At 51.6% G+C, this 26,745-nt stretch carries 16 protein-coding genes; 15 read left to right on the forward strand and 1 reads right to left on the reverse strand.

Annotated features, from left to right (window positions below; all coding sequences use genetic code 11):
• Positions 1 to 39 precede the first annotated feature (39 nt).
• The 9 genes from IKB43_01165 (at position 40) to IKB43_01205 (ending at position 10,431) form a co-directional block, all read left to right on the forward strand.
• The gene (locus tag IKB43_01165) at positions 40 to 927 is read left to right on the forward strand and encodes a sulfide/dihydroorotate dehydrogenase-like FAD/NAD-binding protein (GenBank protein MBR2468754.1); all 888 of its coding nucleotides are present in this window, start codon (positions 40 to 42) and stop codon (positions 925 to 927) included.
• Entirely contained in the window at positions 927 to 2,426 is a 1,500-nt protein-coding gene (gene gltA, locus IKB43_01170; GenBank protein ID MBR2468755.1) for an NADPH-dependent glutamate synthase, read from the forward strand. The genes IKB43_01165 and gltA overlap by 1 nt, the downstream gene beginning before the upstream one ends.
• Positions 2,427 to 2,742: 316 nt before the next feature.
• Positions 2,743 to 3,114, forward strand: coding sequence for a hypothetical protein (locus IKB43_01175; protein ID MBR2468756.1), 372 nt, complete (start codon positions 2,743 to 2,745; stop codon positions 3,112 to 3,114).
• Positions 3,115 to 3,244: 130 nt separating this feature from the next.
• A complete protein-coding gene (locus IKB43_01180; protein ID MBR2468757.1) occupies positions 3,245 to 4,267 on the forward strand; it encodes a rod shape-determining protein in 1,023 nt (340 codons plus the stop codon).
• Between the two features lie 21 nt (positions 4,268 to 4,288).
• Positions 4,289 to 5,116, forward strand: a complete 828-nt coding sequence (mreC, locus tag IKB43_01185; GenBank protein ID MBR2468758.1) for a rod shape-determining protein MreC — start codon at positions 4,289 to 4,291, stop codon at positions 5,114 to 5,116.
• The gene (gene mreD, locus IKB43_01190; GenBank protein ID MBR2468759.1) at positions 5,109 to 5,600 is read left to right on the forward strand and encodes a rod shape-determining protein MreD; all 492 of its coding nucleotides are present in this window, start codon (positions 5,109 to 5,111) and stop codon (positions 5,598 to 5,600) included. The genes mreC and mreD overlap by 8 nt, the downstream gene beginning before the upstream one ends.
• Entirely contained in the window at positions 5,593 to 7,434 is a 1,842-nt protein-coding gene (mrdA, locus tag IKB43_01195) for a penicillin-binding protein 2 (protein MBR2468760.1), read from the forward strand. The genes mreD and mrdA overlap by 8 nt, the downstream gene beginning before the upstream one ends.
• Positions 7,431 to 8,684 carry a rod shape-determining protein RodA gene (rodA, locus tag IKB43_01200; protein MBR2468761.1) on the forward strand — a complete coding sequence of 418 codons (1,254 nt, stop codon included), beginning with the start codon at positions 7,431 to 7,433 and terminating at the stop codon, positions 8,682 to 8,684. Before mrdA ends, rodA begins: the two co-directional genes overlap by 4 nt.
• Positions 8,685 to 8,700: 16 nt before the next feature.
• A complete protein-coding gene (locus tag IKB43_01205) occupies positions 8,701 to 10,431 on the forward strand; it encodes a DUF3416 domain-containing protein (protein ID MBR2468762.1) in 1,731 nt (576 codons plus the stop codon).
• A gap of 94 nt (positions 10,432 to 10,525) precedes the next feature.
• Here IKB43_01205 and IKB43_01210 read toward each other — a convergent pair whose 3' ends face one another.
• The gene (locus IKB43_01210; protein MBR2468763.1) at positions 10,526 to 11,698 is read right to left on the reverse strand and encodes a TraB/GumN family protein; all 1,173 of its coding nucleotides are present in this window, start codon (positions 11,696 to 11,698) and stop codon (positions 10,526 to 10,528) included.
• Positions 11,699 to 11,836: 138 nt separating this feature from the next.
• Here IKB43_01210 and IKB43_01215 point away from each other — a divergent pair, with 138 nt between their 5' ends.
• The 6 genes from IKB43_01215 to IKB43_01240 form a co-directional block, all read left to right on the forward strand.
• Positions 11,837 to 12,439: a hypothetical protein gene (locus IKB43_01215; GenBank protein ID MBR2468764.1), complete on the forward strand. Its 603-nt coding sequence runs from the start codon at positions 11,837 to 11,839 to the stop codon at positions 12,437 to 12,439.
• Positions 12,440 to 12,501: 62 nt separating this feature from the next.
• On the forward strand, positions 12,502 to 12,930 hold the full coding sequence (locus tag IKB43_01220) for a hypothetical protein (GenBank protein MBR2468765.1): 429 nt from the start codon (positions 12,502 to 12,504) through the stop codon (positions 12,928 to 12,930).
• Between the two features lie 7 nt (positions 12,931 to 12,937).
• Positions 12,938 to 13,441 carry a hypothetical protein gene (locus IKB43_01225; GenBank protein ID MBR2468766.1) on the forward strand — a complete coding sequence of 168 codons (504 nt, stop codon included), beginning with the start codon at positions 12,938 to 12,940 and terminating at the stop codon, positions 13,439 to 13,441.
• Complete coding sequence (locus tag IKB43_01230) at positions 13,434 to 13,973, forward strand: OmpH family outer membrane protein (protein MBR2468767.1); 540 nt, start codon at positions 13,434 to 13,436, stop codon at positions 13,971 to 13,973. Before IKB43_01225 ends, IKB43_01230 begins: the two co-directional genes overlap by 8 nt.
• A gap of 17 nt (positions 13,974 to 13,990) precedes the next feature.
• Positions 13,991 to 20,524, forward strand: a complete 6,534-nt coding sequence (locus tag IKB43_01235; GenBank protein MBR2468768.1) for a hypothetical protein — start codon at positions 13,991 to 13,993, stop codon at positions 20,522 to 20,524.
• Positions 20,525 to 20,526: 2 nt separating this feature from the next.
• Positions 20,527 to 26,745, forward strand: a 6,219-nt coding sequence (locus IKB43_01240; protein MBR2468769.1) for a hypothetical protein, incomplete at its 3' end; no start/stop codon positions are given.

Consider the following 26,745-nt stretch of genomic DNA (forward strand, 5'->3'; position numbering starts at 1 on the left):
ACTGACTAACCGGGTTGTTTTTTTTATTTTTGTGCCACTATGGCAAAAATTCTCTTTAAAAAACAGTTATCTCCTGCGGTATTCCAATTCCGCGTCGAGGCCCCGCTGATCGCCCAAGAGCGTAAGGCCGGCCAGTTCATCATCCTCCAGACGAACAAGGACAACGGCGAACGCGTGCCCCTCACCATCGCCGATGCCGACACGACTGAAGGCTCCATCACCCTGATTTTCCAGACCGTCGGTAAGACCACCACCGAACTCTCCAAGTTCGAAGTCGGTGACGATATCCCGGTGCTCGTGGGCCCGCTGGGTTCCCCGACCCACATCGAGAATTTTGGCCACGTGGTTTGCGTGTGTGGTGGCGTGGGCATTGCCCCGATGCACCCGATCGTGCAGGCCATGAAGAAGGCCGGCAACAAGGTCACCATCATCATGGGAGCCCGTAACGAGAGCCTCTTCCTCATGAAGGAAGAAATGACCGCCCTCGCCGACGAAATCATTTTCATGACCGACGACGGCTCTTACGGCCGCAAGGGTCTCGTGACCGAACCGCTGAAGGAACTCTGCGAAGACACCAAGGGCAAGCCCGACATGGTACTCGCCATTGGTCCTCCGGTCATGATGAAGTTCTGCGCCCTCACCACCAAGCCCTACGGCGTGAAGACCGTCGTGAGCCTCAACAGCATCATGGTGGACGGGACCGGCATGTGCGGTGGCTGCCGCGTAACTATCGGCGGCAAGACGAAGTTCGTCTGCGTCGACGGCCCGGAATTCGACGGCCACGAAGTGGACTGGAACAACATGCTCCAGCGCATGGGCGCCTTCAAGCCCCAGGAACAGGAAGCCTTGCACCGCTTCGGTGCCAATGACGGCCACAAGTGCAACATTGATAAGATGGCTGACGCAAAGGCCAAGGAGAGCAAGTAATGTCTGAACATTTGACTCGTGAACAGTTGGACGCCGCCGCCAAGGTGGAACTTGAAAAGATTAACGCCCTCCCGAAGCCGCTCAAGCCCAAGGACAAGACTGCCATTCCTGCACAGCCGATGCCGCAGCTCGAACCCAGCTACCGTGCCCGCGTGATGGAAGAAGTGGCCCAGGGTTACACCGAAGCTCAGGCTATCGTGGAAGCTAACCGCTGCCTCGCTTGTAAGAACCAGCCTTGCGTCGAAAGCTGCCCGGTGCACATCGACATTCCGGCCTTCATCGCGAAGATTGCCGAAGGTGACTTCAAGGCCGCTATCGCCAAGATTAAGGAAACCAGCTTGCTCCCGGCAATCTGCGGCCGTGTTTGCCCGCAGGAACGCCAGTGCCAGATGAACTGCACTATGGGCAAGATGCACAAGGACGTGAACCAGGCTGTGGCTATCGGCCGCCTGGAACGCTTTGCTGCCGACTACGAACGCAACAACGGTGGCGCCTCTGTGCCGGCCGTGAAGCCCGCTACCGGCAAGAAGGTTGCCGTGATCGGTTCCGGTCCTGCCGGCCTGGTGGTTGCCGCCGACGTGCGCCGCGAAGGCCACGACGTGACCATCTTCGAAGCCTTCCACAAGCTGGGTGGTGTGGTCCGCTACGGTATTCCTGAATTCCGTCTGCCCAAGAAGATCGTGGACAACGAAATCGAATCTCTCGCTGCCATGGGCGTGAAGTTCGAGACCAACTTTGTGATTGGCCGTACCCGCAAGCTCAAGGACCTGATTGAAAAGGATGGCTTTGACGCCGTGTTCGTCGGTACTGGTGCCGGTCTTCCGCTGTTCATGAACATCGAAGGTGAAAACCTGGTGGGTGTGTTCGCCGCTAACGAATACCTGACCCGCGCAAACCTGATGCGCGCCTACGACAAGGAACATGCCGATACTCCAATGTGGCCCGGTAAGAACGTGGTCGTTCTCGGTGGTGGTAACGTTGCCATGGACGCTGCCCGTATGGCTCTCCGCTTGGGTGCCGAAAAGGTTCGCATTGTTTACCGCCGCAGCATGAACGAACTCCCCGCCCGTAAGGAAGAGGTTCTCCATGCCCAGGAAGAGGGTGTTGAATTCTGCGTTCTGCAGAACCCGGCCAAGATCCTTGGCGACGAAGCCGGCCACGTGCGCGGCATGCTCGTCGACAAGTACGAGCTGGGTGAACCCGACGAAAAGGGCCGTCCGCGTCCGGTCAAGATCGAAGGCGCAAGCTTCGAAATCGAATGCGACACCGTGCTCGTTGCTATCGGTAACGGGAGCAACCCGCTCATCAGCAACACCACGCCGGAACTCTCTGTCGACAAGAAGGGTCACATCCTTCTCGAAGATGCTGCCGCCAACAAGACCTTCATGGAGAAGGTTTATGCAGGTGGTGACATCGTGCTGGGTGCTGCAACCGTGATTCTCGCTATGGGCGAAGGTCGCAGAGCAGCTGCGGGAATTAACGAATTCCTGAAGAAGTAGTGGAATGTCATCCCCGCGAAGGCGGGGATCCCCTTTCGTTTCTTCTTCAAATCTTGGATTTGAAAAAAGATGGTCGTTCGGCCATCTTTTTGATTTTAGCTTCGGGGCCTGCCGTCTTGCTCTGCTCGCTTCTAGCTTCGGCTGGATTTGATAGTTTAATTCGCATCTTTTTCAAAACCTGATGTATTATAAGGGGATGGCTTTTGTGCCATCTTCTTTTTTTGCAAAGAGTCTATGAAACATCAAAAATTTTAAATTCATCTAGAATCCAGAATTTGGAAAGACGTTCTAATGCCTGGCTTACATTTTCTACTTTATGTCCATGAGATTTCTTGTTAGCTTGTTACTTGTTGTGGTGATTTTCGCCGGCTGTTCCGAACGGACGGACCGCATTGAAAAGAAGCTGGAAGCCTACCTTCAGGAAGACCTGAAGTTTATGGTGGCGGAGACCATAAAGGCCGGCAGTAGGGACGCCTTGTTGGACACGCCTTATTACCGGGTCAAGGACTTTAGGTTGTTTTCTGGGGCGGAGGCCGAGATTTACTCTGCCTACGCCGAAGTGGATTATTTTATCTACAAGGACATGGCGCTTCACGAGAAGCGGAAATACCGCTACGATGTGAGCGCCCGCCATTGGGACCGGTACTACAAGGTCCTGTTCTTCGGGGCAGATTCGTTGAAGAATTAAGTTTTGCGCCTCGGATCTGGCACCTTGAGCCTCGAGCCTCAAAGCGAAGTGACCCCTAGCCCCTAGATCCTAGTCCCTAACAACTAATTACTATATTAATCAACAAAATCTTCACACAGAGGGAAACATTTTGTTTGGATTATTTTCTTGCGATATCGGTATAGACCTCGGAACCGCCAATACCCTGGTTCACGTTGCAGGTCAAGGAATTGTAATTAACGAACCCACCGTGATTGCTGTAGATAGCAAGAACAACAGGGTTTCGGCCATCGGCTTCGAAGCCAAGAAAATGCTCGGCCGTACTCCTGGTGAAACCCGTGCCGTGCGCCCTATGCGCGATGGCGTGATTGCGGATTTTGAACTGGTGGAAACCCTTTTGCAGACATTCATCAAGCGGGTGCAGAAATACCCCCTGTGGATGGTGAAACCTCGTGTGGTGGTCGGTGTGCCCAGTGGCATTACCGAAGTGGAAAAACGTGCCGTGATTGACGCCGCCAAGCAGGCTGGCGCCAAGGAAGTCCACCTGGTGCACGAACCCATGGCTGCTGCTGTGGGTATGGGAATCCCTGTGGAAGACCCTGTTGGTAACATGATTGTGGATATTGGCGGTGGCACTTCTGACATTGCCGTGATTGCTTTGAACGGAACGGTCTGCAACGCTTCTGTGCGCGTTGGCGGTGACGAAATGGACGAAGCCATCGTGGGCTACCTGCGTAGGATGTACAACTTGCATGTGGGCGAAAGTACTGCTGAACAGATCAAGATACAGATTGGTTCAGCAAGCCCTCTGGAAGAAGAACTGACTATGGAAGTTCGCGGTCACGACTTTATTGCGGGTATGCCCCGTACCATGACCATCAACAGCACGGAAATTCGTGAAGCCTTGAACGAACCTGTGACCGCCATTATCGAAGCGGTGAAACAGGCCTTGAGCATGACGCCTGCAGAACTTTCTGCTGACATTTATGACAAGGGCATTATCATGACTGGCGGTGGCTCCCAGCTTCGCGGCTTTGATGAACGTATCCGCAAGGAGACGGGCCTTTCTGTAAACGTTATCGACGAAGCTCTGGTGTGCGTCTGCAAGGGTGCCGCCCGCATTCTCGAAGATTTGGACAAGTATCGTCCCGTATTGATTGCCTCGTCGAACTAGCCCAACTGAAAACGGTCCTCGATGCTTAGAGCGTTCCGCTTTATTGTCGGTTTGTTTTCGCAGAAGCATGGCATAGTCGCCTTTGCATTCTTTCTACTGCTAGGAATCTTGATGCGTCAGGCCCCGGAGGCCACGCAGAAGAGCGTCATATCGGCGGCTCTCGCTTCCGTGTTTTATCCGGCGCAGATGGTAATTTCGTCGGTAGATGAATTCCGTTCAGTGGCTCATGAAAATGAGATGCTGAAAGAGGAAAACGCAAGGCTCCGGCAAGAGACGTACTATGCCAGCGAAGCCCTGCAAGAACTTGCCCGACTGCATACGCTGGTGCGCTTTGACGACAAGTGGGACTATCCCATTGTGACCGCGCGTGTGGTGGGCCATAATCCCGGCCGATTCCTAACGACTCTTGTCATCAACCGTGGAACGTCAAGAGGTGTCAAGGAAGATATGCCGGTGTTTTCTATGAACGGCTTGGTCGGGAAAGTTTCTAAGGCTACTCTCACTCATTCCAGAGTGCAACTTTTGGTGGACCCGAATCTTAAGTTGTCTGTACTGGAACGCAGGACACGGGTGGTGGGCTTCTTGGAATCTGTAGATGGACGAACCCTTTCGGCTATGATTCCGACACACGCCGGCGTGAAAGTGGGGGATACCCTGATTACTTCTGGCCTTGGCGGAATTTTCCCGAAAGGAATCCCGGTGGGTACGGTGACCCGGATTCGCCCCTCTGACTTGGAAGTGATGCAGTTGATGGATGTTGTGCCTTTCCAGGAATTTTCTTCTTTGGAAGAGGTCTTTGTGATGGGCAAGGAACCGGAATGGGTTGTGCAGGAACTTTTAGATGAATAGCTTGAAGTGGATAAAAGTTCTGTTGGTGTTTATCGTCTGCTTTATCTTGCAGACGACGGTTGCTGAATGGATTCAGCTGTTTGGAGCAAGTCCCGATATTGTCGTTATCATGATCGTGTCCATCGCCATCAAGTTCGGGCCTGCGGCAGGGTGCTTCTGGGGATTCTTTGCTGGATTCACCCAGGATGTCTACGGACCTGCGGAATGGCTTGGTGCCAACACCATTTCCATGACGGTGCTTGGATTCTTGGTGGGCCAGCTTGAAGAAAGGTTCTTGACATTGAACCTGCCCATGAAACTGGGAGTGCTCGGTTTTGGATTCTTTGTGTGCGACATGGTTTATTTCTTCTTGACGGGGCTCGAAAAGGATGTGGTTACCAACCTGTTCTTTTCCAAGACCCTTCCGGAGTGTGCCTACACGCTGTTTGTTGCGGCCATCTATTTCCACTTGTCTATCGGGAAAAAGAAAAAGGTCCATGTTTAATAAGTCCGATAACGAGAGTGTTCAGAATCGGAACTGGAACGTGCTGGTCTATATGACCGCCGTATTCGTTCTGTTTGTCATTCTATTGTTTCGGCTTTATTCCTTGCAGCATACACACTATGACGAAAATTTCCAGCGGTCGGAGAACAACCGCCTGCGCCGAGTGGAACTGGTGGCCGAGCGCGGTTTTATTTACGACAGGAACGGCGAGGTTCTGGTGCGCAACAGGCCCTCTTACCAGATAGCCTTGCAGGCGCTGAACCTACCTCGGAAAAAGGCAGACCGGGATTCCATTTTTAATACGTTGCTCCATATTGTGGACAAGGACGGAAAGAGGATGTTCGATTCCCTTTCGCTGGATACGGCATTCCAACGGACTCGCTGGATAAAGAACAGACCTATCCGCATTCTGGAAGATGCTTCGCCGGAGCAGGTCTCCATTATAGAGGAACATTCCGAAAAATTGCCCGGCGTGGTGACCCTTATCGAATCCAGGCGGGCCTATCCTTACGGGACACTTGCTTCCCATGTGCTGGGCTACACCAGCGAAATTTCCGAAGAGCAGCTGAAGTTGCCGGAATACGAAAATTATTCCCAGGGAGACCGTATTGGCCAAAAGGGGCTGGAGCAGTTTTATGACCAGGAGTTCCGCGGAACAAACGGTGTGAAGGTGGTGGAGGTGAACGCCTCCGGTCGTGAAATCAGCCAGGTGAAGGGGGTTGATAGCAAGGCTCCCATACCGGGACTCCATCTGGTATCGACTATCGACCTGAAATTGCAGAAGGTGGCAGAAGAGGCCATTCCGGATACGGCCCGAGGTGCTTTGGTGGCCATAGATCCCCGTAATGGCGAAATTCTTGCCATGGTGAGTTCGCCTAGGCTGGACCCGAATATTTTCTCCTTGAAAAAACGTGAACGCAACAAGGGATGGGCTCAGGTGGCCCTGGATTCCCTGCGGCCATTGACCAACCGCGCCATTTCGGGAACTTACCCGCCGGCGTCTGTGTTTAAGCTGGTAACAGCCGGAGCGGGGCTGGAGTATGGCGTGCTTTCGGAATTCAAGCATTATCCTAAATCTTGTACGGGCGGTTTCCAGTATGGAGCCCGCTACCAGAAGTGCTGGGGAAGCCATGGAAACCTGAATGTGGTGAACGCCATCCGGCTCAGTTGCGACGTGTTCTTTTACCAGGCCGGTCTCGACATTGACATGACCCGCATTAACGAATTCGGCAGGCGTTTCGGCCTAGGAGAAAAACCCCTGGGCGTAGATATTCCTGGCGAAAAGGCGGGATGGCTTCCGGATTCGGTTTCTTTCAACCAGCGGAACAAGCGCTTGGGCTGGCGTTGGGCCAGGGGGCTTATCCTGAACTTGTCCATTGGGCAGGGCCAGATTGTGACGCCCTTGCAGCAGGCGGTGCTTGTTGGGTCTCTTGCCACCAACAAGGGCGTTTACAGGCCGCATTTTATGAAGGAGTTGCGGGATAGCGAAGGAAACGTGGTCCGAAAGTATGAACCCGAAATTGTTCGCTCTGGAAAGATGAAGGAATCTACCCACCGTATTTTGATGGCTGCCATGGATTCTGTGGTGAACCACCCCGGAGGAACAGGTAAGCGCGGCCGCGTGCCCGATATCCGCGTAGGGGCTAAGACCGGTTCTGGCGAATGGAAGAAGGGCGAAAAGACCCACGCCTGGTATGCGGCAGTGGCCCCGCTGGACAATCCGGAAATCGCGGTAGCCGTGATTATGGAAGCTGCAGGTGGCGGTGGCGCCGTTTCGGGCCCTATTGCCCGTAAGGTGCTGATGGCCTACTTTGGGAAGGAGGACAAGAAATGAGTTCCGGTCGTTTTTTGGACAAGTCCCTGAAGGTGGACTGGTTCTTTCTTTTCTTGACCCTTTGCCTGATGGTCTGTGGTGTGTTGCTGGTTTATTCCGCCACCAACAACGAGAAGGTGGTCTTTTACGAGACTTTCTGGTTTAGGCAGATTATTTACTTTGTTTGCGGTAGCGCCATTGCGGCGGGCATTGTCTTTTTGCGTCTGGATTGGCTCAAGAGGATGGTGGTACCCATGTATGTGGCGGCATTGATTCTGCTTGTCGTGGTGCTGTTTTTTGCCGGTGACGTAGTGAAGGGCGCAGGCCGCTGGATTGACTTTGGCATATTCAAGCTGCAACCCTCGGAGTTTGCAAAGATCGCCTACCTGCTGACCATATCCTATTGGCTCTCCAGGCATCCGGTGAGCCTGTTCAAGCTGAAGAGCTTTGTTGTGCCCATGCTTTTGTTCATTGTGCCCTTTGCCCTAGTGTTGAAACAGCCAGACCTGAGTACGGCCCTGGTGTTTATTGCGGTAACCTACGTGGGGTTCTTTTTTGCGGGACTCACTTTGACGGACATGTTCTTGCTGGCAAGTCCGCTCCTTTCGGTGCTGTTCTCCCATTCCCAGACGACTATGTTTCAGGTGCTTTGGGGACTCTTGATTTGCGCGGTGGTGTTCTCCCTGGTGCGTCGCCGCTTGCCCAAGATTTTGACTGTTTTGTTTTTGGTGGTGAACATCTTTGCGGGTTATGCCAGTTCTATGGCCTGGAACATGTTGCAGCCCCACCAGCAGAAGCGGGTGAATACCTTTTTGGACCCCATGAGCGATCCTTTGGGAGATGGCTACCAGGTTTTGCAGTCCCTGACGGCCATCGGTTCCGGAGGCCTTAAGGGCAAGGGTTTTGGGCATGGTACCCAGACCAACCTGGCCTTCTTGCCCGAAGAACATACGGACTTTATCTTTAGCGTGCTGGGGGAACAGTTCGGCTTTATAGGTTGTGCCGTAATCCTTGTGCTTTATTTCTTGTTCCTCTGGCGGGCCACCTCTACCTGCAAGCTTTTCTCGGACCCCTTTATCACCTTGATTACCATGGGGGCCTCTACCATATTCCTTTTCCATATTCTCGTGAACATTGCCATGACCATAGGGCTTATGCCCGTGACGGGGCTTCCCTTGCCGTTCCTTTCTTACGGAGGCTCCTTTGCCCTTACCTGTATGGTTTTGGTCGGTGCGATTCTTTGCATGAGGTTCCAGGGCCATCGCCAGTAATTATATTTACGGCATTATGGCTACTATTCCTACCCTCAAAGACAATCTGGTTATTGAAAACATCTGCCCCCAAATCGAAGGGGGGCGCTTTATGCTCAAGCGTGAGCCCGGTGATACGGTGACGCTTACGGCGGATATTTTCCGTCACAGTCACGAGAAGTACGACGCTGCGATTTTCTACCGTCACGTGTCCAAGAAAAAATGGGAAAAGGCTCCCATGCACTTTGTGGATAATGACCAGTGGGAAGGTTCCTTTACCGTCAACAACATCGGTTACTACGAATACAAGATTTGCGCCTGGACCATTGAACCGAAGGATGTTCCTACCGAGTCCCCCGTGATGAAACTCCGTGTGGACCCTACCTACAGCCGTGTAGGCACCTGGTACGAGATGTGGCCCAAGAGCCAGGGCACCGACCCCAAGAAGAGCGCTACCTGGAAGGACTGCGAAAAGCAGCTAGACTACATTGTGAATCTCGGCTTTGATACGGTTTACCTGGTGCCGATTCACCCGATCGGTGTTACGAACCGCAAGGGCGCAAACAACGCCTTGCACGCCAAGGTGGACAAGAAGGGCAAACCCATTGAACCAGGATGCCCCTACGCCGTGGGTAACAAGAATGGTGGCCATTACGACGTGGACCCGGAACTGGGTACCATGAAGGACTTCGAGCATTTTGCAAAGACCGCCCGAGACAAGGGACTTCGTCTGGCGCTGGACATTGCCCTCAACTGCAGCCCTGACCATCCCTACGTGAAGAGTCACCCGGAATGGTTCTACCACGAACCGGATGGCAGCATCAAGTTTGCGGAAAACCCGCCCAAGAAGTACGAAGACATTTACCCCTTCGACTACTATAACGAAAACTACAAGGCCCTGTGGAAAGAAATCGAGAACATCATTCTGTTCTGGGCCGACAAGGGAATCGAAATTTTCCGTATCGATAATCCCCATACCAAGCCTTTCCCCTTCTGGGAATGGCTCATTGCCGACGTGAAGGAAAAACGCCCGGAACTGGTGTTCCTGGCCGAAGCCTTTACTCGCCCGAAAATGATGCACCGTTTGGCAAAGTCCGGCTTTGACATGAGCTATACCTACTTTGCCTGGCGGTCTGCCAAATGGGAATTTGAGCAGTACCTGAAGGAACTTACCCAGAGTAACGCGAAGGAATACATGCGGGGCATTTTCTTCCCGACGACTCCAGACATTTTCCCGAAGTACCTGGCCTACAAGGGCCCCAACGCCTTCAAGCAGCGTTACTTTTTGGCGGCTACCCTTTCGAGCCTTACCGGCATGTACAACGGCTACGAGCTGTGCGAAAATATCCCGAGTCCTATCAAGGAAGAACTGGCCGACAGCGAGAAGTACCAGTACAAGGTTCACAACTGGAGCGGTCCGGGTATCCAGGACTTTGTCCGCCGGGTAAACACCGCCCGTCAGGAACATGCCGCCCTGCAGGAATACGACAACCTGGAATTCCACTACGCACAGAACGACCAGCTGATGGTTTACTCCAAGAAGACCGGCGACGACATTATCTTGTGCGTGTGCAACATGGACATGGATAACCCCCAAGAAGGCCTGGTGGAAATCAACATGTCAAAGCTTGGCATGGCCGAAGACGCCTTCTACTTTTTGAAGGACGTGATTACCGGAGACAGTTTCGTGTGGCGTGGCAGCAAGAACTTTGTGCGTCTGGACCCGGCCCGTGCCCCCGGACACATGTTCATTGTGAAGAGGATATAAAATCGCGGGTGACACCCGCATCAATGAATGTGGAGTGTGGAATGTGTGATGTGAAATTAATCATCTCACACTTCACATTCCACATTTCACATCTCTAAAACGCTTGGTATATCTTGAATATGGCGAGGATTTTCCCGATGATGGCGGGGATTCCCGGACACAAGAAGCAGAGCATGACGCGGGTGACGCGGTTTTTCCACCAGTGCTTCACCTGCCAGATGTCGTCGGCGAGGGTTTCCATTTCCTGGACTCTCGGCGGTCGCATATAGACCTGGGTGAGGGCGGTAAAGAACCCGACGCCGATAAGCGGTGTAAGCCCTGTGAAGGGCGCCATGACCAGCGCCACTAGAACTGTTAGCGGGTGACCGCCAGCGATGATGGTGCCCAGCATGGCGCCGCCGCCGGTAAGCATGGCCCAGTGGAGGCTCAGTTCGCCGGCCTTTTCGATGCCTGCCTGGTAGCCGATGTAGATGATGCTTGCCACGATGGCCACGGGGATTGCCCAGCCGATGATTTTCCAGATGGGGGAGCCCTTGGGGATAACCGTGATGGATTCTTCGCTGGGGAGTTCCTTGTTCTCGCTGATGATGCTGGCGATTCCCTTCACGTGACCGGCGCCTACCACGGCCACCACCTTGTTTCCAGGGGCGGTCTTGATCTTGCTGGCCAGATACTGGTCCCGCTCGTCAATCAGGACCTTCTTTACTTCGGGGAAGGTCTTGCCGAATTCCTGCATCATGGCACTGAGGGAATCCTGTTCCTTGATTTTGGCCAGTTCTTCTTCGCTGACCTGAGTCTTGTCGAAGATGCTCCCGAACAGGCCGCCCAGAAGACTCAGCTTACGGTACCAGGGGGTGCATGCCCAGGCCCGCTTCAGCGTAATCTTGATATCCCGGTCGGCAAGGACCACGGGGATTTCGTTTCCTTCGGCCTCGTCCACCGCCTCTTTCAGTTCGGCGCCTGGCTTGACTCCGGTCTGGGCTCCCATGCGCTTTTGGTACGAGCCTAGCACCAGGTTGGCGATGAGTGTGGCGAGCTGCTTGTTCTTGATGACGGACTTCAGGTCGGTGTTTTTCCAGCGGTCGGGGTCCTTGAGGGACTGCATGCGCCCGGCGTCCAGTTCTACGCATACGGTGTCGGGTTTTTCGGTTTCGATGGTCTCCCTGACCAGTTCCTTGGAAACCTGGGAGATGTGGGCCGTGCCTACAAGGACGATTTCCCTGTTGTCGCCGGTAGATATCCGGTAGATGTCCGCATTTTCGCTCATAATGGGCGAAAAAATAGAAAAAAGGGGGGTGCTGTCCGCAGGAAATGCCTAAAAATGCAAAAAAAAGGTAAAAAGAGGATTTTTCAAAAAAAAATGTGTATATTTGAAAGGGTTATTATTTTTTCGGAGGAAAATCCTATGAAAAAACTATTGATGGGTGTTTCTTTTTTGGCAATGATTATTGCCGGTTGTGCAGGTACGGTTTCGGACGATCCCGAAAAGATTGACAACGCCTTGGTGGGTTTTACATCGTGTGTGCAGAGTTCTCGTTGGAGCGAAGCCCTGGACTATGTAACCACGAGTGAAGCCAACGAAATTAGTGATGGCGATGAATTCAAGGAAGAATACAAGCTGGCTGCACGCCGTTTGCCTCTTTCGACTCTCCGTAAGGCGGGCTTGAAGGTGGATGGCAAGGGCCGTTTGGTCGGTATCAAGGACGCCATGGACGAAGCTAACGAACGCTACATCGTTTCCGAAGAACAGGCCAAGGTGGGCACCAACCTGGAAGAAATGGAAAAGGAGCATATCCGCCGCCGCCTGGAAGAAGGCCAGCGTGTTTTGAAGCAGGAGGAGGAAGCTGCTAACCAGGAACAGGAAGACATCGTGTATTCCAATAAACTGACGGAAGAGGAAAAGCGCAAGTATGGCAGTACCCGCGACCTACAGGCTCCGGAGCAGTTCCAGGACGAAAATACGGAAGCTGCCGAAGAAGAAGTCCACGGCGACTACGAATCTGACTAATTTTTGACAAATTAATTTTTAGGTTTCCCTCGACTGTTGTCGGGGGATTCTTGTAAAGAGACATGAAACACTTATCGATTCTTTTATTTGCCCTTGCCTTGGTGCTCGTGGGTTGCGGGGACTGGGGAACTGATGACTCTGATTACGGTTACCAGGCAAAACTCCATTTCCACTATTATTACGGGCAGGACTGCTCCTGGATGGGGGCCGATTACCTGTGCGGCGATGCCTATTCCCTGTCGCCTTCTTTGACGGTGTCCGTGAAGGTGGACTGGAACGGGGATGCTACTGTCTACTATGACGGATACGGCCCCTACTATTTCTGGAAAGACGAGTACGATTACGCTTACGACCGGCATTATGGCGAATACTATTACCAGTTCAACCTGGACGGCAATTACAGCCTGACCGTTTACGATTCGGGCGCCGAGGTCATATACGCTGACACCTATACCGGGGTGGAACACCACTATTTCTACGACGTGTGGTGAATGTGAAATGAAATTAGCTCTTGCTTCTCTGCTCTTTTCGATTCTCTTTGTTGCCGTTGCCATGAAGACTCTTTCTGGTGGTGGCAGGGACCCTTTTTTTGTAGACACATCCATTGCGCTTTCTCGTTATGAACCGATGCTTTCTGCAAATCAGACTATAGGAACAATGGATGATTTTGTTCGAAAAAGAATGAACTTTTTTGACGATTCTCTTTCAAAAATCCTAGATTCTTTATCGAAAGGGAAACTTGATGAACGGAATTTACTAGAATTACTCAATATGGAATCCAACGTGGCCCGACATAAGATGCTTGATTCCGCCCGCCTGGTTGCAGGGGCGAAAATACAGAATGTCTATGAACAATTCAATAGTGTGGTTGCTTCATTTGGCCAACAGCATGGTTTTGAAATTCTTTTTGGTACGGCCTCAAATTTTGTGGTATATGGAGCGAAGGGGAAAGCGGACAAGACACGGGACTTGCTGCGGTATATGGGGGTGAAAGATGAATAGGCTTGCAAATGTCTTTGCCTTGGTTGCACTGATTCTTTCTGCCGTTGGAATCATTTACTGTATCTTTGTCCATGAAACATCTGTTCGTTATGGATTTATCAATACCGAAAAGATGCTGAATACCTTCGTAGAAGCCCAGAAGGTGAGGGATCAATTGCTTGCAGAAGAATCTAAGTGGAATGATGCTGAAAAAGTTATAGAGGATTCTCTCGCTACCTTTGAGGAACGGTTGAAGCTGGAATACGATACGGCGTCTATTGAAACAAAAAAAAGGTTAAAGTCGGAGCAAACACACCGGATAGAGGAACTTGGCCGGTTTGAGCAGGCGAAAAAAGACGGGTTGCAGAAAATGCAGTCAGAGTTAATGGCCCCTGTTTATGAGAAAATAAATGGATCTCTTGCGGAATATGCCAAGGAACATGGGTTAGATGTGGTATTTGCGTCCAGTAATGGCAGTATAGTGTATGGGGACGGTTCACGTGCGGACTTGACTGAGGATTTTGTTCTCTTTTTGAACAATAAATATCAATGATTGCGACTTTTGTGACAATGGCGAGAAATTGGCTGATGGCTGCTTTGGTTGCCATTTCTCCCTTGTTCGCATTGCAGGGAGGCCCTGTTCAACCTGACTACATGCAGTTCGAACCCTCTGGAATGAAGGACATGGTAAGTCTTCAAACTGGGAACTTTGCATACTCCATACCTCTCGGAGAACTGCCTGGACCTTATGGGGGCTATCCACTAAGTTTATCTTACCACGCTGGAATTTCTCCCCAACAAGAGGCTACATGGGTTGGACTCGGTTGGACCCTTTCTCCGGGGAGCATAAGCCGCGATATCCGTGGAGTTCCTGATGACCAGTTCCATGGTGGAACTTTGGGGTATGTATATCGTTATTCTGCTATACAGACGTGGAACCTAGAGACGAGTTGGACCATAGGTGTTGTAAGTATTGGACAAAATGTTTCCAGTACGGGTGGAGTAGGATTTAGTGCGACCGTTGGACCGAGAATTTCAGGCGTTGCCGGCGTTGGGTTTACAGTTGGGACAGAGGCCATAGGGGTGGAAGGAACCGTCGGTTTCAAAGATGCGGCGGGTTTGAACATAGGTCTGATGCTCTCGTCAAATGGAATTGCTTCGGTGAGGATGGGAACATCAATCGGAGGCCGAAACGTCAAGGTCTCGGCAGGAGTTCAGTATTCTACGGGAAGCGGGGCCGCATACAGCGTTGGGTTCGGTGATGCCCATGGGGTGTCAAACGTGGGCTTAAGTGCAGGCCCGTCGGGAATCAGTACATCAATGAAATCGGGACCGATATCGACGGGAATGAGCAGGAACGGTTCCAGTGTTTCTGTCAATGGAAGCGGTTTGTCCGTTTCCAATGCCTCAGCCAAGGGTGGCGTGCGGACATCTAGTGCCGGTTTCCCCATTGTGGTTCCCACGTACGTGGGCGTTTTTTCGTTAGGTTTTGGCCAAGCTTTACATGAGTACCATTTGCGTTCCGCAACTTCGGACTACGTTTACGGATACATGTATCAGGCTGGCCCATCTATTTTGTCCGATGGACAGAATAAAATTTTCGGGCTGCCCGTTGCGATGGCGTCCCAGGGAGGTTCGTCGGGAAATATTCCGTGGAAATGGACCATGAAAGGCCGGACTTTGGAAAGTTTGGGTGAAGATGAAATGTATCCCTCATATGACATGTACACGGTATCTTCCGAAGGTGTTTCTGGCACTTTTCGTCCCTTTACCCGCGAGGAACACCGTTTACACAAAATTGTGAGTAACGAGAAAACTACAAGCAGTGAAGTTTTTGAAGATTATTCAGTCTTGCTCAAGGATTCTACTGACGGATGGCCTTATGGGAGTGAATTTGAAGAGGCCACTGGGGGCTCTGTTCTAGCCAGGTCGCAGAATCACGACTATGAATCTTACCGACAGTGCATACATAGCGATAGTTGCTCCCCGTATGCTCTTTATTCAACCCGTTTCCGGAATGAAGGAAATAGGTTGGTTTTCCGGAAGAATACGGAGTCTGACGATACCCTTACCACGGGGATGAATTTCTTGTTTGTAGGGGAGGGTGGTTATTACGAAAGTGAGCCTTTCGAAGGGGCGAAATCCCGCGAGCGGAGGAAAATTTCGGACATCTTGCTAAAAAGGAAATTGGATAGTTACGATTACGCCCTTTATGGCTCCCGGAAGATTGAACCAATTCTTGAGGATAATAGCCCTGTGGGAAAACTTAAGGGTTTCGTGATAACCAATTCGGATGGGACTCGGTATTATTTTGAGCAACCTGTAAGATCTTACCTGAAAGTGGATTATTCTATCAATCAGGAAAAGGGAACTCCGATATTTGTTGATTTGAAGGGAGACGCCTCTGATGATTTCCTTGATAGTTTGGTTAGTGCGGTTAGGTCGTTCCTAGATTGGAGCGTAGAAATGGTGAATCCATCGCAGGCGGTGGAGAATACACTCAACTATGTCTTTAAGAAGGGCTCCCTTGATGAGAAGTGTAAGTCTGGATATGAATCTGAAAATAATGCGCTGTTCTATACCTATCAGGTGAACATGAACCCTTACGCCACACAGTGGCTGCTTACTGAAATCCGTGGTGCAGATTTTATTCAGCTTGGGGACTCCGTTGCGGATAATGTTGGCTACAATGTCAAGTTCCATTATACGGAACCTTCGATTTACCGGTGGCGAAGCCCCTTTGCAAGGCCAGGCCTGGATGCTGTGGATTTGCCGAATTTCAGGATGCCCAAGAATGGCTATACGCCGGAAGGTTGTGATTCCCGTATGTATCAGGCCGGATTCGGGGTAAAGGAATATGTCTATTTGAAATCAATTGAGACTTCAACGCACAGGGTGGAATTTGAACTGAATGACCCTGCAACTGAAGAACGTGTAGACGGGAAGGGCTGGGATTTCAACTACAATGACAAATCGAAAACCATGCCCATAGTTGTTCAGGCTTCGATTTTGTCTAGAGCCAGTGTGGTTTCCGAAGAAAGCGCTAGTCTACCCACTGGAAATGGTTCCCAGCAGGCATTCACGAAGCAAAAAATCAGCATTGTCCCGGAATATCTTTATACCAACATGAAGTTGCCCGAAAGACTTTTAAGAATGTTCCGCGGTAATGCGGCTATAAAAGTAACAGGGATGCCCTCGGTCAATGCTCCGACAATTTCGTTTATGGTCCAGGATTCGGTTTTGTACCAGATGCCTTCGGAAATCACCTTTGCAGTGGATTCAGTGGGCCAGTTCGAGGAATCTCCCGCCGATGAATACGGGTATGGACTATACAGGCTTCGCATCCGCCTTGTCGGCGACTCCATTTACGCGTATCGCTATGCAAAAAGCAACAGCGATATGGACAAATATAATCACGCCACTGTGGTCTTTGGGGAAAACGGAAACTATGTTTCTCATCCCCTCATAAACTGGAGCGATCTGGTTTTTGCGGGTGATTCGAGTGATCCTGCAGAAAATCAGATGCGTTACTTGAAGAAGATATCGTATTTTAACCGTGGTGATTCGACACCCTACCGTGAATTTGAGTTTGGCTATGATTATTCCCTGCATCCCAAGGCGTTGAATTCCTACTGTAAGGGGCGCTATCCTGCAGACAACGGACAGGTTGAGGATTCTCCGGATTATGCGGGCCTTGGAATATGTGAAAGTCAGAATAGCGGGAACCACCTTTATGGCAAGCTTTCCCTGAAATCAATTACGGAAACGGACTGTCAGCACGGAAAATGTTCCAGTCTGCCCCCGTTCAAGTTTGAATACCATTCGCCGTCCCTCACTTCAACGCGGCTGTCCACAAAGAACAGTTGGATGAATTTGTCGCAGAATTTGACTTATGCAAGCCCCGAAGATACGGTCGGGACGAACCAGTTCCCGGATAGCTATTATGAGAATATTACCGATTTGGATGCAAGTATTATCGCCTCTTCCAATGTTGTAGATGATTGGGGGTTCTGGAACGAGCGCGCAAATCCAGAAAACCACAAGGTTTGGCAGGATTTTGCCGACTATGGTGCGTCTGCCTGGAGCCTTTCGCGGGTGACGGAACCTGCTGGGGGAGTTGTAGAGATTGATTACGAGAGAGATGTCTACAAGGATGGAGAAGAAAATTCCAGCGAGAACATGTATGCGGAATTTGAAAGTGCAGATTACTGTAAAAACTATGCCGGGGATTATCCGGTTGCGGAATCGGACAGCATTCGGATATGCTTGGAACTAGGGCCGTTGTATTGGCGTGAACAATGTCTGGGTCCCCGTTCCGCTTTCTGGGATGTGGTAAGGCCTGCTGGCTACCAGGGAACGGGCTTTGAGTACCTCGATACCATGGGCGTAACCTCGTCTGGCGAAGTAGACACATCGCGCAATGTCTTGTACAATGTTCTTGGCAACATGGGAACTAAGGTAAAATGCGGTTTTGGTGGTCTTGGCAGGTGTTCTAGGACTCGTTCCGTTGCCGTATTGGGTGATGCAAAACCGCTAAAATTGCTATCGAAAAACGACGGGTCTGCCCGCCGCCTGCTTGTGCTGGACCGTTCTATGCACTATATGGATGCCGCCCTTCAAGCTGCCGCCGACAAGATAAATTCGAGCAAGAATTGGGGAATCAAGTCCAAACAGGGTTCCTTCTGGGTTAGAAATTCAATGTCCGAGATGAAGGGCGGCGATTTGCGGGTCAGGCGCCTTGTCCGCCATGACATCGGACGGACTGTCACGACGGAATACACGTATGAACCCGGTGAAATAGCACAGTTGCCTGATTCTGCTTACAATACGGTAATTGGGAACCGCTTCTATTCGGGCAAGGTCTCGTTTGCCCTTCCCGACATGGACCTGTCTCCAAAATCCAGGATAGTGGGCTTTGGCGATAATGACTTGTTCTATGTTCCCGGTTCCAATATCACCTACCCCAAAGTCACGGTGAAAAATTATGGGGCGGGAATATCCAATGGACGGACAGAGTATGAATATGTCACGCCTGAGACAGGCATTCCTGCGGACTTTATAGACGAAGACACTCGGAGTGCCCTGCAACCGTTCCTTCGCGTGAATACAAGGATTTTCGTGTGGGGTGGCTACGAGGATGACCGGACATACAAGGAGCGCCCCTTCCTTGTGGCATTCACCCTACTTGATGCGAACAAGCATGCCCTCGGAGAAACCCGCAAGATGATGGTTGTAAGGGACGGGGTGACCAGTTTTACGTTCTATGATGAAAACATCCGCAATGCCCGTTACCTTGCCGCCACGTCACGGTTCTCGATGGATTCATCCCTTTCCGTGCAGCATGATACCCTTGCGTTGAACGCCTCACTTTCCGATTTTAACGACATGGATGTCTCTGTTATCTGGTTCTTGGGAACTTATACCAAGACATACAACAAGCAGGGAATGAAGGATGAGATTCGCGATGACCAGAACTTCGTGTTGCATAAATCGTGGTTGCGTTCGCAGAAGGAGGGCTATTACCCTATCATATACAAGGCTGTGGAGTATGGACAAGATTCCATAACCTTGCAGGAGATGGATGCCAATTCGGGCGCGGAAAAAGACGAGCGGGATGTCGCCGACTTCGAAAGTTCCGTAGCCTATCACGACTTTACGGCATTCTTGGGATTGAATACAAAAATTTCGTTCTATCGCGGCGGAAGTTCCGCTTTGATGGTTAGGCAGGATAGCACCGCCTATAGCACTCGAGTCCCGGATATTGCACCCGGTGTGGCCGAAGGCGCTGAAAATACCCAGAAAAACAAGATAGGTCGTCAGGTGGAAAGGTGGAGTTATGAAAGGGTCTTGAAGTGCAAAGACGGGAAGAAAGACAAAAATTGTGAAAAACAATATATTGCGCTTTATGACAAGGATTCCCGCAAGGATTCCAAGAGTTTCAGGTATATTCGCTACCCCGCCTTCCAGGTATCTTCGGTAAGTTACACGGGTCACGACAACCAGCCGTCTTCGCACATTGGGTTATGGGGAAAAAGCGCGTTGGAAAATCACCAATTTGACCCGCTAACGGGACTTCCTACGGCGACTCTTGCAAAGGCTCCCTCCCCGGACGGAAAAGAGATGCGTAAGTTGACCTTGAAAAAGCCGCACTACTCGGTAGTTGATGGGGACACATCCCTTGCAAATGGAATGTTCCGCCGGAACATGCTTTCGCAGAACTATCTCTCCGCCCTATATTCGGGGACTGTTCCTGCAACATCGCCATGGAATTCGATTCAAGTGAATGACAGCCTGAGGAGCTTTGACATTGCGCCGTATAGGCAAATGCCCGATTCCGTTTATCCGGGAAAGAAAAGGCCGTATGTCGGATGGGGAAATTTCAGGAGTCGCCGAGAGCCTAGGGAAATCGTGGGTGGAGGTAACCTGTTGTCTGCGGTGTCGCCTTTCCAGAGTACGGATCCGGCGCATGGGCAGTCTTTCCCTACGGTAACGGATTATGATGGTGAAATGATTGGTTTTGTAGATTGGCATTTCCGGGTGCGGGAATCTCGCGACGGGTTCGGGCGGACTACGGCTACGCATTATTCTCATGATGGAATGTACGAGACGGGGCTGTTCTTCCCGGCGGGCCTTTCCGAGGTAGCAAGCTTTGTTCCCCATAGGGATACCATCGCCATGGCTAATTGTGGAATCAACTCACTTGGCTATGGGGTAACAGAAAACGAACTTGTTTTGTTTGATGGTTTTTCTCAAATTAGTTGTTATGCGGTACCAAAACAGGGGCGTACCCTGATAGCTGAATATACTTTACGAAAATCAGGCCGGGCATGGGAAACAGTCCGTGATACAGTCTCTGGGAACCCTTATGTGCTGACGCTCTATGGGGGCTACCTTTTGTCATACCTTAGAATTTACCCTGCAGATGCACAATCAAGGACATTCGTGTATGACCGCTACGGGAACATGGTCAGGTTCGTTTCCGAAGATAACGTTTCTACTTATTACGAATATGATCCGTTCGGACATCTTGTCCAGGTTCGCGATGACGATGGCAACAGTTTCAAGGCCCATCACAGGGAATACAGGAACGGAGGCCAAAATTGAGAATGGTCCTCATTTTCATATTGGCCCTTCTGGGATTGTCCTTTGGTCAGTTGTCTGTCCGAATTCCCGGCGATAGTCCCACACAGTTTATTTTGGGTGAAAAGGCTTTTGTTCCGGTGTTCATAGACGGCGTGTCGGGCAACGGCTCCACGGAACGCGAACAGGGGGTTGCCCCCTATGTTCTGGAAAATGTTTCTGGGAATGCGGGCTGGCTAAAACCAAATGGCCGCCCTGCATACAATTCCAGCCTGGACAACGCCTATTACCATTGGCAGAACAACCAGATCTTCTGGCTTGAACTTTCCGGTTTTCCTCCGGCAGCGGGAACATATTCGGGAACACTTCGAGTACGGAATACGGCAACAGGCGAGTCCCAAAGTATATCGTATTCATTCAGTGTCATAAATCCACCCTCGAACTATTACGGGGTGGTAATTGCCATGCATGATTCCGCGGCCAGTTACGGACGGCAGATGGAAATATACACATCGTTAAAGAACACAGCGACCGCCGCAAGGACCCTTCAAAGCCCCTACATAGATTATTACGCTACGCGCATGTCGGGAAGACAACCCGTAGTCAATGTCTGGAAAAAACCATCCAACGGTTGCGTGCAGGTGTTAGATTGCGGACAAGGGAATTTTGTGATACGCCACAGGTTCAGCGGTGAAGTCTCTATCGGGGCGGGGGCAAGATCGGGAGAATTTCAAGTCGGTTACAACGAGGTGGCAGGTTCCACGGACCCCTATTACTATAGTCCGTTACAAGACAAGGACATCTGGGCGTTCTTAGATGTGAATCAAGGGTATGTCGCTGCAACAGAGAGAAATGCCTATGTGGATTATTCCGCATTCCGCTGGGCGACGAACTATACGGCTCGGGCCATGCAGCGAAACCTCTTTTATAACCAATACGAGGCCCTTTACGACCATTCCGGCAATCGATTGTGGGGTACTGCTCCGTCTTGGTTCTCTGAACAGGGGTGTCATGAAGTGCGTATGACTACAGCGACTTCGTACAACTGGCAAAAGTTTAGGACAAATTCGGGGATTTCGGGTTTCTGTACGGAAGGACTTGTGAATACATCTCCCGTGATTCAATTTTCTACGTCCGGCCCCGACACGATATATGAGGGCGAGGACTATTTTATGCGCCCTCTCGTCACCGATGTGGACGGTGATGACTTTACCATGGAACTGGTGGGTCCCCATCCTTCTTGGATAGAAGTTGGGACCCCGGCAGATTATTGGGATGATTATGAAAATGTTATAAAAAACAACGTGAACACGGCTACAAACAGGAAGGTGTTTTACATTCGCTCTCGACATGGCGACATTCGCAAGACGGCGGTCAAGCCTACCGGAAGCTATACTTACACGGTGAAGGTGACGGATTCATATGGGGGAAGTTCTACTGCGACCCGGACGGTCGTGGTTGTTGACGGAAGCCTCCATCCGTCGCACACCCCCTCGGGCCTTGCCGTATTGGTTGGTGACGAGACCTGGTTCAAGAGATACCAGCTGGATGTGGCGAGCGGGATAGTGAACTACTCGGGGGCGGGAAAGACTCTTTCTGCAGGGTGGCACTATGACTATTATGGAGTCTTTGCGGAAAGGCCCTCTACTTTACCTTTGCCTGCGGCTCACCATTGGTACACGGACCCCAACGTGGATGTTTCCTATGAAGCCTGTGGCGACGGTCGATTCCGGCTGCGCTATATTGGCAAGTCTGCCCAGACTTTACTTGCGAACCGCTCCTATCAGGACAGCAAGACGGGATTCGTTTACGGGACAAACGGAAGGATGAATAAGGTGGATGACTGGTCCATCGGAGATTTCTATGCTGGTGGCGATACACTTCGGCGTAGGCAGTATGCGCCTAAGGCCCCGCTTTATGACGGAGACGGAACTCTCCTGTGGGGTGAGGCTCCATCGTGGGCGGCGGATTGTGGTGACAATTCATCTTCATCAAGTTCAAGTCTTTGGTCGTCTAGTTCGACTACTGGACAAAGCAGTTCTTCTGTTTACCCGCCCAATTCTTCATCGAATCCTATTTCCAGTTCTTCGGTGCAGTCGGTCAGTTCCTCTTCAATTCCGGTCAGCAGCTCATCTGCGGTGTCCAGCAGCTCTGCCGTCTCGTCATCGTCGTTCAACCCTTATACGGATTTGCTTATACGTTTCTCGGATAATTCCACTTCGACAGGTGCGGCGAATTTGAAACTCGATGTGGTGAACAAGGGGAATGCTACTGCCAATATTGGCGGTTACGAACTGCGCTTCTACTATAATGGCAACGAAAACCTGGATGCGTCACGGCTAGTGTTTGAAAACTACCAGAATTTGTCTGCAGTACAAAGTAAGGTGACTGAACAGTGCGAAGAGAACCTGTTTGTTTACAGGGTTAAGTTTTCTGATGATGCGCAAATCCAGCCGGGGGCGAGTGCTCCTCCTGGAGGAATGGACCTTGCCGTGCATCTAGATCCATGGCAGAATTACGATTGGCGCGGTTTTGCCAGTTGGGTGGATGCAAGTGAGCTGACGGATAATCCAAATATGGCACTATTTGATGCCAATGGCAATCTTGTCTATGGGACGGAAATGTGGCCCTGTAACGGCTATACGAAAAAGAGTCTAAAGTTGACCGTGAACGAGACCGTTCATGCTGAGGGAATGGGAATACCCAACGGGTACGTGAATGATGCCGTAGGCAACGTCTCCCTAGAAGTCCGCAATGACGGTGATTCGAGCCTTGTCGGCCCTGTATATGTGGATTTTTATGTGACTCACCCTGCAAGTCATGTACCTATGCTCGTTATCGGCACCGATACGCTTTCTGTTGCCGGCACGCTGATGTCGCTCGGCGATGGTATTGCTGTTTCGCGAACATCTTCCGGAAATAGGCATACTTTCCGCTTTGTGCTTGCAAATGGTTTGCAGGCGGCCGCAGTCCGTAACATTTCCTTTGTTTTGCTGGACCAGTGCCTTACGGATTGCCCGTCGGGCAGCGAAAGCGTCTATACTTGGAGTCTGGCAGATGATTGGTCCGCCATGGACGGTATAGCGAATCCATGGAATTCGGTGAAGACGGAAAAAGTCGCTGTCTATAGTTCTACAGGGGAACTTGTCTATGGGACTCCGGACCCTTCGTCACCGACACCCCCCATGCAGGAGATTGCCGTGGGCGACACCGTTTTCTCCTTGACGCACCCGCGAACGTCTTTGGCTTCCCAGGTAGCGAACAGGACGGACGCCGTCCAATATTCCGCGGGTCAGTTGCTTTCGGGGGGTGATTTCGAGTCGGACTGGTTGCATGGATGGAACGTATCCGGGTCTGCGCATAGTGTCCGGGGAATTTCGCCGCAGGGTTCGAGGCACCTGGAACTTTCGAGCGGAGCCCGCATAACCCAGGACTTACCCCTCCAGGCGGGGAGATTGCTTGCGGATAGCGGTGCGGTACTGATGCTCTGGCATACGGGAACCCTGACAGTCGAAATTTCAAAGAACGAAACTTCGGTAAACACGAATACAGTTTCGGGTGGCGGCACATGGAAACGTGACACCGTGTTCCTTGCGAAATCCCTGTTTGACGGTTCTTCCGTTTACGCGCTCTCCATTTCCGCCAATGGCGCGTCGAGCCTCGATGACGCCATCCTGACTGCTGTTACAGCGGCTAAGCCGACCACTTATGCGGTGCGCTTTACCAACACGGCGGGGGAGGAACTGGAGAGTCGCGCCTACGACGGTGCGGAGGAACTGCTGGTGACTGATTCCGAGCACGACGGAATGGGCCGCACCTGGAAAAAGTACCTGCCCTTCGCTCTCCCCTGCAAGGGGGCAGCCGACTGCAATTCCGAGCGCAAGACAGCCCACAACTCCGGCATGGCAAAGTCCTACTACACCGCGTCGAACCCGGATTATCCCGACGCAGGCGGTGTCCCCTATGTGGAAACGAAATGGAAACCCGACCCCATGGCCACCAAGGATGTGGAGGGCGCTCCAGGTAGTGCCTTCGGCGTTACGGGCGTAGATGGGCGGACGCACTTGGTAAGGTCCTATTCTTCGGGCGTCAACTTGTCAGGCGTCAACCTGCTGGACTCGGCCAGCCTGAACTCCGCCGTAGCAGCCGTGCGCCACGGACGGGCCTACGACGGCGACACGAACTATCGCGCTACGAGGGATGCGGGCCCCACCCACCTGTGGGAACTGAACACGGACCAGGACGGTCGCAGGGCGTTCACGGTGAAGGACGGCGAGGGCCGTGTAATCGTGAGCGGTTCGCTGGACAGTACGGGCAGGCTGCTCGCCCGCAGCGTGAACGAACTGGATGCCCGCGGAAACGTGGTTAGGTCGCACCCGCCAATGAGTTGCGGCTATACGCCAAGACCCGCGAACTGCGTTACCCCGAATGAATACGGCTACGATGCCCAGAGCCGTGTTGTCAGGAGCAAGGAGCCCGACGCGGGGGAGACAAGGACATTCTATGACCTGATGGGCCGCGTCCGCGCGACACAGACGCAGAGGCAGATTGACTCCGGTGCATATTCCGTTACCGTCTATGACAACCTAGATAGGCCGATTTACACTGGTGAATGGAAAACTGCGCTTGACAGCGGCGCGGCAAGAGCGTATTTTGGCAATGTGCAGAACAGGAACAGCCCGACTATCGCCGAATTCACTCCCGGTACGGTAGCGCGTACGTTCTATGACCGTATGCCCGCCAGGGACACCTTGGGCGTGGAACTTTATCCGGCGTCGGTCCAAACTGACGCGTTCAAGTACGGCAAGACCCGCACGGTGGCGGTGATATCCGACGTGTCCGTCGACGGCAGCGGCAACGTTACTCGGGTGTCGACTGCAAATACCTACGACAAGTACGGGCGAGTGGCGGCGACTTACACTTACGACCCGACTATGCCTGCAGACAGCCTGAAAATGCTCGCCGTGGAGACGGAATACGACCTTGGCGGCAAGGTTACAAGGACGGCAAAATACCCCTACGGTGTGAATGGCGGTGGCTCAAGTAGAAAAATTGTGGAACGGTATACCTACGACCGCCTTGGCCGCGTAGACAGCTTGTTCTCGAAGAACGGAGGTGGTGACGAGGTGCTGCTGGCGCATTACTCCTACTACCCGACGGGAAATGTGAGGGAGGTGAAGATGGGCGACGCAATCACGCTTGCCTACACCTACCATATCAGTGGAACCGTAAAGTCGGCCACATATAGCGCCAATTCCGACGGACAGGAATCAAACAGCCTCTACTCCGAGACCCTCCATTACGAGGACTGTGGCGATGCCAACTGCACCCCGCAATATAACGGCAACATTAGCCGTATGGTGCATGAACTGGCCCACGGAAATGCGGACTTTGGCCAGTATCGTGATGTGGCCTATGCCTACGACCAATTGAATAGGTTGACAAGTGCCGATGATGTGGAACAGGACTACTTCGATGAAGTCTTTGAGTATGACGCACAAGGAAGAATGACCGTTCAACGGCGAGATACTAGTATTGCAAAGAATGCTGGTGGCGAGTATGCTTATTATGCCAATACCAACAGGCTAAAGTCCGTGGCGAACGGAATGGGCGGAACGGCTGATGACCACAATATGAGTGACGCAAACAACTTTGTCTATGATAGTGAAGGAAATCTAATTGAAGATAAATCCAAGAAAATGAAAATCTCCTACGACTGGAGGGGAATGCCCGTGGAGTTTGTTCGTGAAATCGAAAATGGGGATTCTTTAAAACTAGTGATGAAGTACGATGGCAACGGAAAGAGAATTTCGAAAACGAGGCTTCGTAAAGGAACCGGTTCAGGCGAATGGCCTGTTGAACATGTTACCCACTACACAGGTATAGGAACTGAAATCCGTACCGGCAATAGCGGAAATGGAAATGAGACATGGGTTGTTGTTAGCCTGCCGCAGGGATTAGGCAGATATGGCGTAGAACCGGCGCATTATTTTGATTCCATGAACACTTCGTTTGAATGGTATCTGAAAAACCACCTCGGTTCCACAATGGCTGTATATCGCACTACGGGAACAACTGCTGGGCCACCCATGTTGCAGCATGCCTACGATTATAGAAGTTACGGAGAAAAAATTGACTTGACAGTATTAACGGATAAAGTTACCGAAAACTATACTGGAAAAGAACTGGATGATGAAATCGAGCTCGGTTATTGGGGAGCAAGATATCTTGATTTAATGCTGGGG

This window comes from Fibrobacter sp., assembly GCA_017503015.1.
In the GTDB taxonomy this organism is placed as follows: domain Bacteria; phylum Fibrobacterota; class Fibrobacteria; order Fibrobacterales; family Fibrobacteraceae; genus Fibrobacter.

Excerpts from the sequence above, each read along its gene's own strand:
- IKB43_01205 (MBR2468762.1), top strand. The coding sequence starts at position 8,701 with ATGGCTACTATTCCTACCCTCAAAGACAATCTGGTTATTGAAAACATC.
- rodA (MBR2468761.1), top strand. The coding sequence starts at position 7,431 with ATGAGTTCCGGTCGTTTTTTGGACAAGTCCCTGAAGGTGGACTGGTTC.
- IKB43_01230 (MBR2468767.1), top strand. The coding sequence starts at position 13,434 with ATGAATAGGCTTGCAAATGTCTTTGCCTTGGTTGCACTGATTCTTTCT.
- mreD (MBR2468759.1), top strand. The coding sequence starts at position 5,109 with ATGAATAGCTTGAAGTGGATAAAAGTTCTGTTGGTGTTTATCGTCTGC.
- IKB43_01215 (MBR2468764.1), top strand. The coding sequence starts at position 11,837 with ATGAAAAAACTATTGATGGGTGTTTCTTTTTTGGCAATGATTATTGCC.
- IKB43_01235 (MBR2468768.1), top strand. The coding sequence starts at position 13,991 with ATGGCGAGAAATTGGCTGATGGCTGCTTTGGTTGCCATTTCTCCCTTG.
- mreC (MBR2468758.1), top strand. The coding sequence starts at position 4,289 with ATGCTTAGAGCGTTCCGCTTTATTGTCGGTTTGTTTTCGCAGAAGCAT.
- mrdA (MBR2468760.1), top strand. The coding sequence starts at position 5,593 with ATGTTTAATAAGTCCGATAACGAGAGTGTTCAGAATCGGAACTGGAAC.
- IKB43_01165 (MBR2468754.1), top strand. The coding sequence starts at position 40 with ATGGCAAAAATTCTCTTTAAAAAACAGTTATCTCCTGCGGTATTCCAA.
- IKB43_01210 (MBR2468763.1), bottom strand. The coding sequence starts at position 11,698 with ATGAGCGAAAATGCGGACATCTACCGGATATCTACCGGCGACAACAGG.
- IKB43_01220 (MBR2468765.1), top strand. The coding sequence starts at position 12,502 with ATGAAACACTTATCGATTCTTTTATTTGCCCTTGCCTTGGTGCTCGTG.
- IKB43_01225 (MBR2468766.1), top strand. The coding sequence starts at position 12,938 with ATGAAATTAGCTCTTGCTTCTCTGCTCTTTTCGATTCTCTTTGTTGCC.
- gltA (MBR2468755.1), top strand. The coding sequence starts at position 927 with ATGTCTGAACATTTGACTCGTGAACAGTTGGACGCCGCCGCCAAGGTG.
- IKB43_01175 (MBR2468756.1), top strand. The coding sequence starts at position 2,743 with ATGTCCATGAGATTTCTTGTTAGCTTGTTACTTGTTGTGGTGATTTTC.